The following is a 12759-nucleotide window of genomic DNA, read 5'->3' as shown; positions in this document are numbered from 1 at the left end:
ATGTGAAAAGGCCGTTCAGTTTAAGCTGAACGGCCTTTTTATCCTGCTCTGCGGTTCATCAATTGACTGTAGGGTCTCTATATTGCTTAGGTGCCTCTACTTTGTTATATTTAGTGAATATTCCATAAATTAAGGAAGAGGCAGTCTGATGAAAAAATCTATTGTTATTTTATTTCTTATATTGGCAAATTTGTTCTGGGCCGGTAATTACATTTTCGGAAAATACGTTGTGACAGAACTTTCCCCAATCCAGCTAACATTTACGCGATGGCTAATTGCCGTTTTCTTATTGTTTCCTTTAGCGCAATGGATTGAAAAGCCACACTGGAGGATTATATGGAAAGCCTGGAAATTACTATTAGTCTTGGGTGTGCTCGGAATCATCAGTTATAATTTTTTCCTTTATTGGGCTTTGACCTATACAACTTCCATGAATGCCGCTCTTGTCAATTCCATGAACCCTGCCTTAATTGTTCTTTTTTCCGCTTTGCTGTTAAAGGAGAAAATTTCATCCCTCCATGCACTCGGACTTATCATATCTTTATTCGGCGTTTTATTGGTCTTGACAAAAGGACACCTTCTGGATATTTTCCAGCTAACCTATAATAAAGGCGACCTATTGATGATCCTGGCGATTCTCGTTTGGACCTTCTATTCAATAATCGGTAAAAAACTGAAAAACATTCCGATCATCTCTGCTACTGCCGTTTCCGTATTTCTCGGATTGATTCTCGTCGCTCCATTCGCCATTGGCTCTGGAATGAACCTTGATTTAAGCAGCAAAGCAATCACAGGTCTCTTATATATTGGAATCTTCCCGTCTGTCGGCTCATTTATTTTCTGGAATATTTCCCTTCGTCATATCAATGCCGGCCAGGCTGGAATTTACCTGAATCTGATTGCTGTATTTACCGCCATCCTTAGCCTGGTTTTAGGTCATGCGATTACGTTCATCCAAATCCTCGGTGGCATCCTTGTCTTTATTGGCGTTTACCTGACAAGCAAAAAGAAAAAGGCATATCCGGCAGCTGTCACGAAGAACATGTAAAGAACCTCCAGTAATTCTCAACAACGAACGCTTTCTTGTCTTTTCCCCTTGTCTATGCACCATGATTTACGTTATCCTTTAAAGAAGAAAATCTGAATGTAAAGGTGTGCTTTAGTTGAGGATCAATAAATTTATCAGTGAATCCGGAATTACCTCGCGACGAGGCGCAGACAAATGGATAGCCGAGGGCCGTGTGACGATTAATGGCACGGTAGCAGAGCTCGGCAGTCAAGCTGAACCCGGCGATGATGTCCGTGTAGACGGCAAGCCGATAAAAGTCGAACAGCAAAATGTCTATATTGCACTGAATAAACCGATAGGGATTACAAGTACGACCGAAAAACACATAAAAGGGAATATCGTTGATTTTGTAAATCATCCGCTTCGCATTTTTCATATCGGACGGCTTGATAAAGACTCAAGCGGTCTGATCCTTCTTACAAATGACGGAGACATCGTAAATGAAATCCTTCGTGCAGAAAACAAGCATGAAAAAGAATACATCGTAACCGTGGATAAGCCAATTACCGCGTCCTTCATTAAAGATATGTCCTCCGGAGTGGAGATTTTGGATACGAAAACACTTCCTTGCAAAGTTGAGCAGTTGACCAAATATACATTTAACATCACTTTGATGCAAGGACTGAACAGACAAATCCGCCGTATGTGCTCCGCACTGGGTTATGAAGTCCGTGATTTACATCGAATCCGGATCATGAACATCCATCTGGACGGACTGGCGAACGGCCAATGGCGTGACCTGACCGAGGATGAATTGACGGAACTATTTAAGGAATTGGATTACACCCCAAGGCAAAGATGATAATGAAGATGCCCCCGGAATTCCGGGGGCATCGTTTTTTTAATTTCAGAAGAATTTTCAGCAATCATTTGCTATTAGTTTTACGTTTTTGCCGATTTACTCGTGAGTTTCACGCTTTTACTCGTAAGTTTTGCTGTTTTACTCATGAGTTTTGCTGTTTTACTCGTGAATTTCATGCTTTTACTCGTGAGTTTTGCTGTTTTACTCGTGAATTTCACTCTTTTACTCGTGAGTTTTGCTGTTTTACTCGTGAATTTCACTCTTTTACTCGTGAGTTTTGCTGTTTTACTCGGAGCATGCATAGCAAACCTCGCGTTGGGATAAGTGATTGAACCACCACCAATCACAACAATTTTGAGGGATTCCATGGGACGGTTGCCCTAATATTTAAGCAGCCTTCCATGCATTCATCGAGCGGCTGACTATTGATATGGCTAATCCGATAATGGTGTACTTACCCTAACTGGCGTTTAAATGCTTTACTGGCGAAGAAGTAGGCGATGACCATTATGCCGACGCACCAGGCAAGCGCGATCCAAATATCGTTGCCAACAGACCCTTCATACAAGAGGGCACGAATCGCATTCACGATTGAAGTCACGGGCTGGTTCTCAGCGAACACACGGACAATTTTAGGCATCGTTTCGGTGGGAACAAAGGCCGAACTGATAAACGGCAGGAAAATCAGCGGGTACGAGTAGGCTGTCGCCCCTTCCATAGACCCCGCTGTCAATCCGGGAATGACCGCCAGCCATGTCAGCGCTAGCGTAAACAGCCCGAGTATCCCAGCTACCGCGAGCCATTCCAGGATATCAGCGTTGGAACGGAAGCCCATCAAGAGCGCGACAAGGATAACCACCACGATAGTAAGCGCATTGGAAACAAGCGAGGTCAACACATGAGCCCACAATACCGACGAGCGCTTGATGGGCATGGTAATGAAACGCGCCATCAGTCCGCTCTTTACATCCGTAAACAGCCGCACGGAAGTGTAAGCGACGCCGGATGCGATAGCCATCAGCAAGATTCCCGGCAATAAATAATTGACGTAGTTGTCCGTGCCTGCCTCTATGGCGCCTCCAAATACGTAGACAAACAGCAGCAGCATCATAATCGGCGTAATCGCCACCGTGATAATTGTATCCGGGCTGCGCATGATGTTGCGCATTAAACGTCCTAGTAATACCCCTGTTTTACTTTTCATTTACATCTTCTCCTTTTTGCCGATGATTGCGAGGAAAATTTCCTCCAGTGTCGGCTGCTTCTCGATGTACTCCACTTTCGCTGGCGGGAACATCTCCTTGAGTTCGATAAGCGTCCCGGTCGAGATGATTTTTCCGCCATGCAGGATGGCGATACGGTCCGCCAGTTGTTCGGCTTCCTCCAGGTACTGGGTCGTCAGCAAGATTGTCGTGCCGCCGCCGGCAAGCTCCTTGACGGTATCCCAGACTTCAATCCGCGCTTCGGGGTCAAGCCCTGTCGTCGGTTCGTCGAGAAAAATGACTGCTGGCGTCCCGATCAGGCTCATGGCGATGTCAAGCCGGCGCTTCATCCCGCCGGAATATTTGTCCGCCCGGCGGTTGGCCGCATCGGTCAGGCTGAATCTTGCAAGAAGATTGTCGGCGACTTGAGCAGGATTGGAAACTCCCCGCAACTTGGCGATCATCATCAGGTTTTCCCGCCCGGTGAGCATACCGTCTAAAGCTGCGAACTGCCCTGTCAGGCTGATGCTCTGGCGAACATGATCCGGTTGACGCTGGACGTCAAAGCCGCAAATACCTACTTCGCCGCCATCGGCCTTCATCAGAGTAGAGAGGATATTGACCGTCGTCGTCTTGCCCGCTCCATTTGAGCCCAGCAGTGCGAAAATTTCGCCACGCCGCACTTCAAAATCCACCCCCTTTAAAACTTCATTGTCTTTAAAGGATTTTTTTAACCCTTTTACAGAAATCGCTGCATTGCTCATACTTTTTTTCCTCCTTTTAATAGCGCGGCAAGGCCGCTTGTAAGTTTCGTAATTATCCGGTCGAGCGCCTAGCGGAACTAAATTGCCTATTCTCCTCTATTTAGTCTGACCGATATTCTGTATTACTTATTACCGAGTTAAAAATATACTGAATAGCGAAGGTGGCAATTCACATTTGTAACCAGCTATTCAGTCGGAATTATTTATTGAATTTATTTTTTCCCAATCGCTTCATGATACTTTCATTCAAATCTTCACGATACTTGGCGAAATAGGTTTTAGCATTTGCCACTAGTTCGTCGGCAAAGGACGCCACATCGTCCCCAGTGATTTCCAGCACTTGTCTGCCTTCCGCCGCACCGGCTTCGAACAAATCGATTAATTCATACTGCATGTGCAGCATATCCATCCCGCTGCCCGCTGAGAAATTCCACATGTAGTTTTGAATTTTCTTAAATACAAACTGGTAGTCCTCTGGCAGGGCTTCAACCCTTGCCATCATCATTTTATACTCTTTTTTATCACCAATCATTTTTTTGAATAATTCCATCATGTTATTTTTCCTCCTTGTTTATAAAGCTGAACAAGACACTCCAAAAATATCGTACGGAATATCTTATGAAGCTAGATTGACTTTAAGACATTGATTTTTGATGATACAAAATCCCATTTTTCCCAAAACAATTCAAGTTCCTGGCGGCCAGCCTCATTAAGTGAGTAAAACTTGCGGGGCGGCCCCATATCTGACGGTTTCTTCTCTATGTTCACCAGTTTTTTCTTTTCTAATCGCACGAGGATGGTGTAGACCGTCCCTTCCACGACTTCAGTAAACCCAAGCTCGTTCAGGCGGCGGGTAATCTCGTAGCCATAGGTTTCATGGCGGCTGATGATTTCCAGCACGCAGCCTTCCAGCGAACCCTTCAGCATTTCAGTTAAATTTTCCATGTTCAGAGCCTCCTCTATTTTGTGACTTATATTATAACGTAGTTCCGAGGGGAATTTTTACTGAATAGCTTTTGGAAAATCACGCTATTTAGTATTACTTATTACAACTAAACTGTAACACCGAGTAGCAGAGGTGTCAACTCCTTTTCTTAATAACATTTTTGCAACTTCACTATTCAGTACTGTTGATATCCAGTGTTACTTACTATAAAGTATGCTGTAACACGTAGTAGAGTGACTGCCAACTTGAATTTTTTTCAACCAGCTATCTCCATTGGATACTGCTGAACTTTTATTGAATAGCTTTTGGGTAACCACACTATTTAGTATTACTTATTACAACTAAACTGTAACACCGAGTAGCAGAGGTGTCAACTCCTTTTCTTAATAATATTTTTGCAACTTCACTATTCAGTGATGTTGGTATCCAGTGTTACTTACTATAAGGTATGCTGTAACACGTAGTAGGGTGACTGTCAACTTGAATTTTTTTAAAAACCAGCTATCTGCATTGGATACAGCTGATTTCTTTTATGGAGCTTTTATTCCTCCTATACTTCTTTCACAATGACTACACGTATGTTAAGAGAGGCGAAAGATTTCTGTATATTGACAGTGAAGAACACGTTTAAACGTAAGGGTGGAAAGGGTCATAATATGTTTGTCTTCAACACAATTGATGTGAAAAAGAAATTTTGACGTATTATTAGTTCCACTTTACTCGTGAATTATACTGTTTTACTCGTGAATTCCTCTTTTATTCGTGAATTTCATGCTGTTACTCGTGAGTTTTGCACTTTTACTCGTGAATTTCACGCTTTTACTCGTGAGTTTCACGCTTTTACTCGTGAATTTCGCGCTTTTACTCGTGAGTTTCGCACTTTACTCGTGAATATCACAATTTTACTCATGAGTTTTGCACTTTTACTCGTGAATTATACTGTTTTACTCGTGAATTCCTCTTTTCTACGAGTAAGGACTAAAAATAAAAAGCAACCTGCATTAGGCTGCTCGTTATCGGCTCTAAATTATACCCACCATAAATCAGTTGGGCTTTCGTTGATGAGTACAGTTTTCAGATTGGTTACGGCCCGTTGGAATCCTTCTTCAACTGACATTAGCGGATCTTCGTGTTCGATGCTGACGACGTAATCGTAACCGTATGTGCGAAGGGCGCTCATGATGTCGGACCACTCTTGCAGGCTGTGGCCGCATCCTACAGAGCGAAAGTTCCAGGCACGGCTCTGAATATTTCCATATGGCTGCATGTCGGTTAACCCATACATATTGATGTTATCCTGATCCAAGTATGTGTCTTTTGCGTGGAAGTGGTAGATTGCTCCCGCTTTCCCGAGGATTTTGATGGCCCCGACTGGTTCGATGCCCTGCCACCAAAGATGGCTTGGATCAAGGTTGGCGCCTATTGCATCAGATGTAGCTTCCCGCAGTTTTAACAAGGTGTAGGGAGTGTGGACGAGAAAGCCCCCATGCAGTTCAAGGCCGATTTTTATATTGTGCTCATCGGCAATGGCGGCCGCCTTTTTCCAATAGGGGATCAATTTTTCTTTCCATTGCCATTTCAGCACATTTGTATACTCATTCGGCCATGGGGCGACGGGCCAGTTTGGATATTTAGCTCCTTCGTGATCACCTGCTGTACCGGAAAAGGTATTGACGACCGGGACGTTCAGTAAGGAAGCAAGCTTGATTGTTTTAATCAGTGTTTCATCACTTTCTTTAGCGAATGCTTCATCTGGAGAGATTGGATTGCCGTGGCAGCTGAATGCACTGATCGTTAACCCTCTCGCTTGAACGGATTCGAGGTATTTTTGGCGCTTTTCTTCACTTTCCAGCAGTTCATCGAGTGGACAATGGATATTCCCTGGATACCCGCCTGTACCGATTTCAACTGTTTTTAATCCGGAATCCGCGACATAATCAAGCATATCCTCGAATGATTTTTGAGCAAATAGCACTGTAAAGATCCCTAATTTCACATGCCCCACCTCACCTTTTCATTAATTTATACTCATGACCTTCCCACTTGCCGAGCTTTGATAAATGGCTTCGATTATTTTTGAAACTTTCATGGCTTCCGATGGTTTTACCAATGGTTCTGCCAACCCCAGGCAGCTATTAATAAAGTTCTCTGCCTGTTGCAGGTCTGGTGTATCCTCCCCTGGCATCCATACTGCTTCACTATTTAAAAGCATGCCGTGCTTAGCCTGATTCAAGACTAAAGGGAACACATCAAGCCCGCCCTGCGTTCCGGATAAACTTAATACAGTTGCTTCTTCACGGATATTCGCGGCCCAGGATGTTTCGAATAATAGAGATGCTCCGTTGGCAAATTTGATATATGCCGTGGCATGGTCATCCACTTCAAATACCGAGGCATCGAAATTCCCCCATAAATTGACCTGATCGACACCCTTACTGACATAATTATATGTCGAACCTACGATTTCAATCGGTTCTGGGTCATCCATCAGCCATAATGCCAAATCAAGCAAATGACAGCCGTAATCGATCACGCTTCCCCCGCCTTGCAATTCCTTGCTTGTAAAAACTCCCCAGCCCGGGACTTTGCGACGTCTGATTGCCTGTACACGCGCTACATACGGTTCACCGATTTCACCGGCCTGAATCATTTTCTTTGCAGCCTGTGCTTCCTTCATAAAGCGGTAATGATAAGCAGTCGATAACACTTTACCCGATATGTTTGCAGCCTCGGTTATTGCTAAACATTCCTCGGTTGTAATGGCCATCGGCTTTTCGCATAACACATGAACACCCGCTTGCAGAGCAGCAATGGAAATCTCCGCATGGAACTTGTTTGGCGTTGCAATCGTAACAGCATCCACTTCAGCAAACATTTCTTCATAATTGGTGAAAACCTTTTCGATATGAAATTCACGCGCCACTTCTCGCGCCTTCATTTCATCTATATCCTGAATGGCGTATAAAACCACTTTATCTTGAAATTTTTGAAAAGCTGGGATATGCCTTTTTTGGGCAATTCCGCCAGCACCGATAATACCCATTTTTAATTTGTACATGATGACTTTTAACCCCTTTATAAGCGGATGATTTTTCGGGATGCATTTGATTCCATCGCGCCAAGAATGACTTTTAATGATTTTAAACCTTCAACTCCTGAGACAAGAGGCTCCTCATTGTCCACAACACATTTTACAAAGTGGCTGATCACTTCGGAATCATGCTGTCCTTCTGAGTCATTAGTCTGGATGCTTCCTAATTGGATGGTTTCTGTCTTTCCATTATCATGATGGATGATCAGTGAGTATTTCGGATCGTCTTCAAGGCGCAATACCGCTTTTTCCGCATAAATGACCGTAGCATTGTCTTCTTTTGCATAAGAACCAGCTGGCGGTAAGAGTTCCGATGATACCGCTCTCCGTCCGGAGGATACAGGCCGCACTGTCATCAACGTCTGTATTTTTCTTGGCAGTCGTTTCCACAAAGGCTCCCACTTCAACAAATTCTTCTCCAAGGATATACCGTAATAAATCAGCTTTATGAACGCCTAAATCGCCCATTGCACCAATGACTGCCTGATCCTTCTTAAAAAACCAGCTTTCCAATCCGTCCACGCTCCAGGTTTCAGGCCCTGAATGTCCAAAAGCCGTCCGGAAGCTATAGACCTTCCCTAGCTCCCCGCTCTCAATAAGCTGTTTCGCTTTTTGATGAGAAGGAACAAAACGCTGATTATGACCAATCATTAGTATTTTGCCGCTTTTCGCTGCTGCTGCATTCATTTTTTCAGCGTCCACCAAAGAAGTAGCCATTGGTTTCTCACAAAGGACATGCTTACCAGCTTCCAGGGCCGCAACCGTGATGCGTGCATGCAGGTAATTCGGTGTACATACACTGATCGCTTCAATCTCCTCATTCTTCAAAAGTTCTATATAATCAGTATATGCTTGGGCGCCATACCTTTGTGCTGCTGCATTCGCCCGGTCCTGCACAATATCACAAACGGCAATGATCTCCGTTTCCTGATGTGCATCATACTCCGGAAAATGCCTGTTTTTTGCGATACTCCCGCATCCAATGACTCCTACCTTCACTTTGCCCATTTTGTTCTCTCCTTCACTTCATCTCTTTGCCTGAGATGGATTCCAACGGTTCGGCTTTCCCATAGTTCGTTACGACTCCAGTTTCCGGCTTGACCCAATCAACGGCATTCTTAATTACTCGTTGAATCTCCGGATTATGGAAAGTAGGATATGTTTCATGACCTGGACGAAAATAGAAAATCTTCCCTTTACCCCGCTGATACGTGCAGCCGCTTCTGAATATCTCCCCGCCTTCAAACCAACTGACGAATATTAATTGATCTGGTGCAGGAATATCAAAATGTTCCCCGTACATCTCTTCCTTCTCAAGCTCTATATATTCTCCGATTCCATCAACGATAGGATGACTGGGATCGACAACCCAAAGCCGTTCCTTTTCATCCGCGACCCGCCATTTCAAATCGCAAGTCGTGCCCATAAGTCGTTTGAAGATTTTTGAAAAATGACCGGAATGGAGGACGATGAGACCCATGCCCTCGAGTACTCGCTTGTGGACCCTTGCAATGATTTCATCCTGAACTTCATCATGTGCAACATGCCCCCACCAAAGAAGTACATCGGTTCGTTCCAGTGCTTCTTCCGTTAATCCATGCTCTTCTTCATCGAGAGTAGCGGTCCTCACCTCGACCTGCTCACTTTGTAAAAAGCCGGCAATTGCACCATGGATACCATCTGGGTATACTTTGGCTACTTCAGGCTTTGTTCTCTCGTGGCGAAACTCATTCCATACCAGGACTCTCATGAACAACCTCCTCCATTCAAGATTCATTTCACGGCAACTTGCTTTGCATGGTTTAACTATACCTCTTTATCCATAACGCAAACGTTTGCGTTAGGTGTGATCAAAATATAAGAACATACTTATTGACTTCAGTAAGTATGAATTTTCAAAAATAATAGTGATAATCTATATTGTAAATTTATGTTAGCAAAAATCAAGCTTTAATTGGTAAAACATTTCTACATTTTTCATTTAATTTCCTTTTCGGCAACAAAATGCGACTCCCGCTTTATGATTTTGGTAGGAATACTGATACTCTTTTCCATCATTTCCGGATTTGCAATTAGATCGAACACGCATTTTGCCGCCTCATACCCTAACTGATACGTATGGATATCAACCGTTGTCAGCGGCGTACTTAAAAATTCTATGAATTCTGAGTGGTTAAAACAGACGACGCTTATTTGCTGCGGCACTTTCAAGTTCTTTTCAGCTAACACTCCAAGCAAGAGAACACCCAATAAAAGATCCATAACCAAAAATGCGGTTGGTGCCTCTTTCAATTCCAGCAATTCGTCAATGGCCTTTATTCCATCCGTTCGATTTAAAGGAATCAATTTGATATATTCCTGTCGCACATCCAGCCCGGCCTGTTCCATCGCTTGTTGAAAACCTGTCAAGCGGTCCTGGATCACCTCAAACTCGGGACTGCCCCCTAAAAAGGCGATTCGCTCATGTCCAAGACTTATTACAAACTCCGATACTTCCCTGGCCGCTTGAACATTATCGTTATCAATGAACGTGATTCCGCTCATGTTCGTACTTGGCTTCCCGATCAAAACGAACGGGAAGCCCTGCTTTAATAGATACGGCACCACTTTATCGTCCTTTTTAGAGTACAAAACAATCATGCCATCCACTCTTCTGCCCTGAACCATTTTCACGACATCCTCAAAGATGGCATCCTCCGTCTCGCCGGTTGTCAGGGAAAGACTGTACCCTTCTTTATTACAGAAATCCCCGATGCCTCGGATCACTTCTGGAAAAAAGGGATTATAAAGTGATTCCCTTGCCGAACTTTTCATGACGATCCCAATGGCCTTAGTTGACTTCGTGACTAAGTTCCGGGCATTTTCATTCATATGATAGCCCATTTCCTTTAATACCTTGCGTACTTTACGCTTTGTCTTTTCACTGATTGTCGGGCTGTTATGGATTACACGCGATACCGTTGATGGAGCGACATTTGCTTTTTTGGCAACGTCTTTTATAGTAACAGACAAATTCATCAACACTCCCCGTTAACCGCACATGGTTTAATATTCCCTATATTTAAATAGTTATTTAACTGCTCCATCTGCAATTCCTTTGATAATTTGCCTCTGAGCAAAAAAGTACGCAATGATGACTGGAATGATGGATAAGGTAAGTCCAGCCAAGGCAAGATGCCATTGCTTCGTATATTGACCGAAAAAGAAGAATAATTTAAGTGGGATGGTCTCCGATCCTGCGCCGCCAATAACAAGGGATGGCAGCAAATAGTCGTTCCATATCCAAATGACATTTAAGATCCCAACTGTAATGGACATCGGTTTTAATAATGGAAATATGATATACCAAAATACTTGAAAGCGGTTTGCACCATCAATCTTTGCTGCCTCATCAAGTGAGAGGGGAATCCCTTTTAAAGTACCATGATACAGGAATATGGAAAGACTGCAGCCAAAACCTAAATACATGAAAATCAGTCCGGCCTTGTTCAACATCCCCAGCTGTCCGAATTGGGCAACGAGCGGTATCATCACAGACTGAAACGGGATCAGCATGGCTGCTACAAACACAAAGAAAAGCAGGGAACTTATTTTACTTTTGTTTCGGGAAAGAGCGTATGCTGCCATCGCAGAAAAGATGATGATGATGACTACACTGACGCCCGATATCAATAAAGAATTGAATAAAGTCCGGAGGAAATCCAATTGCTCGAAAGCTTGAGTGAAGTTTTCGAATGTCCAGGTTTCAGGCAGTCCCAGTGTATCGGCAAATATATCTCGTTTCATTTTAAAAGCATTGACAAGCATTAAATAAAACGGAGTGAGCCATAATATGGCCAAAATGAATCCGATGAATCCAATCAGCCACAATTTCCATTTTCCCCTCATTACAGCTCAACCTCCCGTTTTTTATTGAAATAGACTTGTGTCAGCGAAACGACCGCCACGATTACGAAAAAGATAACGGCTTTTGCCTGTGCATATGCCATATCGTTTTCGGTGAAGGCGGATTTTACAATGTTCATCGCAACCATTTCAGTTGAATTATAGGGAGCTCCATTCGTCAAAGAAAGGTTTTGATCATAGATCTTGAACGAGTGGGAAAGCGTCAAAAACAAACTGACGGTAAAAGCAGGTGCCACTAGTGGAAAAGTTATATGGCGAAAACGCTGGAAGCTGTTCGCTCCGTCAATTTTTGCCGCTTCTATCAAGTCTTCAGGAACAGCCTGCAGATAGGCAATATAAATGATCATGATATATCCGGCCATCTGCCAAGACGTTAAAATGATCAATCCCCAAAAACCTGTATCAGTCGTTGATAACCACCCATTAAAAGCTTCGATCCCAGTCAAATCACCAATCGCACCGAAGACCTTAATAAAAATGAACTGCCAAATAAAGCCGAGAATCAAGCCGCCAATTAAATTGGGCATAAAGAAAACTGTCCGCAATATGTTGCTTGATTTAATTTTCGAAGTCACGATGAGGGCCAAACTTAATCCGATGATATTGATTACCACAATTGCCGCTACGGAAAATTTAATGGTGAACCAAAATGTATCAAGGAACCCTTTATCCGTAAACAAGTCTATATAATTCTTAAGACCAATGAAATCCGGAGTCCCTAAACCGTTCCAGTTCGTAAAGGAATAATAAAATCCGTATATGAGCGGCACGATCACAACCAAAATGAGTGCAGCAAGAACAGGTGTCAAAAACAGCCAATATGCGGCATCCCGATTTCTCAACGAAACCGACCTCCTTGAAATGATTTAATAGTTAATGGGTTTAGATCATACTGTGTTATTTGATGAATCCCTTGTTGAGGCAAATTACCTCAGCGGCTTTTCTATAATAAGGAACAACCAATCGACACGTTTTTCAT

General features: G+C 43.4%; 13 protein-coding genes and 1 pseudogene. 2 read left to right on the top strand and 12 right to left on the bottom strand.

Features of this window, described 5'->3' with window-relative positions:
* Positions 1-148 precede the first annotated feature (148 nt).
* Complete coding sequence (locus tag ABC374_RS00635) at positions 149-1048, top strand: DMT family transporter (protein ID WP_350301089.1); 900 nt, start codon at positions 149-151, stop codon at positions 1046-1048.
* 115 nt (positions 1049-1163) lie between these two features.
* Complete coding sequence (rluF, locus tag ABC374_RS00630; RefSeq protein WP_350301088.1) at positions 1164-1871, top strand: 23S rRNA pseudouridine(2604) synthase RluF; 708 nt, start codon at positions 1164-1166, stop codon at positions 1869-1871.
* Positions 1872-1951: 80 nt separating this feature from the next.
* On the opposite strand, the gene ABC374_RS00625 is transcribed toward rluF, so the two are convergent.
* From ABC374_RS00625 to ABC374_RS00570, 12 genes and pseudogenes are all read right to left on the bottom strand, one after another.
* Positions 1952-2239, bottom strand: a complete 288-nt coding sequence (locus ABC374_RS00625; protein ID WP_413015208.1) for a hypothetical protein — start codon at positions 2237-2239, stop codon at positions 1952-1954.
* Between the two features lie 86 nt (positions 2240-2325).
* Positions 2326-3075, bottom strand: a complete 750-nt coding sequence (locus tag ABC374_RS00620; RefSeq protein ID WP_350301087.1) for an ABC transporter permease — start codon at positions 3073-3075, stop codon at positions 2326-2328.
* Positions 3076-3837: an ABC transporter ATP-binding protein gene (locus ABC374_RS00615; protein ID WP_350301086.1), complete on the bottom strand. Its 762-nt coding sequence runs from the start codon at positions 3835-3837 to the stop codon at positions 3076-3078.
* Positions 3838-4036: 199 nt separating this feature from the next.
* Positions 4037-4390, bottom strand: coding sequence for a DUF1048 domain-containing protein (locus tag ABC374_RS00610; RefSeq protein WP_413015206.1), 354 nt, complete (start codon positions 4388-4390; stop codon positions 4037-4039).
* Between the two features lie 71 nt (positions 4391-4461).
* Positions 4462-4782: a PadR family transcriptional regulator gene (locus ABC374_RS00605; protein WP_033796096.1), complete on the bottom strand. Its 321-nt coding sequence runs from the start codon at positions 4780-4782 to the stop codon at positions 4462-4464.
* A 1028-nt stretch (positions 4783-5810) separates the two neighbouring features.
* Positions 5811-6779 (bottom strand): sugar phosphate isomerase/epimerase family protein, encoded by a 969-nt coding sequence (locus tag ABC374_RS00600; protein WP_413015203.1) that lies wholly within the window; start codon positions 6777-6779, stop codon positions 5811-5813.
* A gap of 21 nt (positions 6780-6800) precedes the next feature.
* The gene (locus tag ABC374_RS00595; protein ID WP_034305944.1) at positions 6801-7841 is read right to left on the bottom strand and encodes a Gfo/Idh/MocA family protein; all 1041 of its coding nucleotides are present in this window, start codon (positions 7839-7841) and stop codon (positions 6801-6803) included.
* 17 nt (positions 7842-7858) lie between these two features.
* Positions 7859-8882 (bottom strand): annotated as a pseudogene (locus tag ABC374_RS00590) (Gfo/Idh/MocA family protein).
* A 13-nt stretch (positions 8883-8895) separates the two neighbouring features.
* The gene (locus ABC374_RS00585; protein WP_413015202.1) at positions 8896-9624 is read right to left on the bottom strand and encodes a ThuA domain-containing protein; all 729 of its coding nucleotides are present in this window, start codon (positions 9622-9624) and stop codon (positions 8896-8898) included.
* 227 nt (positions 9625-9851) lie between these two features.
* Positions 9852-10886 (bottom strand): LacI family DNA-binding transcriptional regulator, encoded by a 1035-nt coding sequence (locus tag ABC374_RS00580; RefSeq protein ID WP_413020213.1) that lies wholly within the window; start codon positions 10884-10886, stop codon positions 9852-9854.
* Between the two features lie 57 nt (positions 10887-10943).
* The gene (locus tag ABC374_RS00575) at positions 10944-11762 is read right to left on the bottom strand and encodes a carbohydrate ABC transporter permease (RefSeq protein WP_101224962.1); all 819 of its coding nucleotides are present in this window, start codon (positions 11760-11762) and stop codon (positions 10944-10946) included.
* Entirely contained in the window at positions 11762-12622 is an 861-nt protein-coding gene (locus ABC374_RS00570) for a carbohydrate ABC transporter permease (RefSeq protein WP_098370419.1), read from the bottom strand. Before ABC374_RS00570 ends, ABC374_RS00575 begins: the two co-directional genes overlap by 1 nt.
* Positions 12623-12759: the final 137 nt, after the last annotated feature.

The sequence above is a fragment of the Peribacillus phoenicis genome (genome assembly GCF_047238085.1).
Classification (GTDB): domain Bacteria; phylum Bacillota; class Bacilli; order Bacillales; family DSM-1321; genus Peribacillus.
The sequence above is the reverse complement of the archived record's forward strand: the minus strand, read 5'-3'. Positions and strand labels throughout refer to the sequence as shown.

What these genes read in the sequence shown, in the direction of transcription:
- ABC374_RS00635 (WP_350301089.1), top strand. Translation starts at nt 149, where the DNA reads ATGAAAAAATCTATTGTTATTTTATTTCTTATATTGGCAAATTTGTTC.
- ABC374_RS00625 (WP_413015208.1), bottom strand. Translation starts at nt 2,239, where the DNA reads ATGGAATCCCTCAAAATTGTTGTGATTGGTGGTGGTTCAATCACTTAT.
- ABC374_RS00620 (WP_350301087.1), bottom strand. Translation starts at nt 3,075, where the DNA reads ATGAAAAGTAAAACAGGGGTATTACTAGGACGTTTAATGCGCAACATC.
- ABC374_RS00615 (WP_350301086.1), bottom strand. Translation starts at nt 3,837, where the DNA reads ATGAGCAATGCAGCGATTTCTGTAAAAGGGTTAAAAAAATCCTTTAAA.
- ABC374_RS00610 (WP_413015206.1), bottom strand. Translation starts at nt 4,390, where the DNA reads ATGATGGAATTATTCAAAAAAATGATTGGTGATAAAAAAGAGTATAAA.
- ABC374_RS00605 (WP_033796096.1), bottom strand. Translation starts at nt 4,782, where the DNA reads ATGGAAAATTTAACTGAAATGCTGAAGGGTTCGCTGGAAGGCTGCGTG.
- ABC374_RS00595 (WP_034305944.1), bottom strand. Translation starts at nt 7,841, where the DNA reads ATGTACAAATTAAAAATGGGTATTATCGGTGCTGGCGGAATTGCCCAA.
- ABC374_RS00585 (WP_413015202.1), bottom strand. Translation starts at nt 9,624, where the DNA reads ATGAGAGTCCTGGTATGGAATGAGTTTCGCCACGAGAGAACAAAGCCT.
- ABC374_RS00575 (WP_101224962.1), bottom strand. Translation starts at nt 11,762, where the DNA reads ATGAGGGGAAAATGGAAATTGTGGCTGATTGGATTCATCGGATTCATT.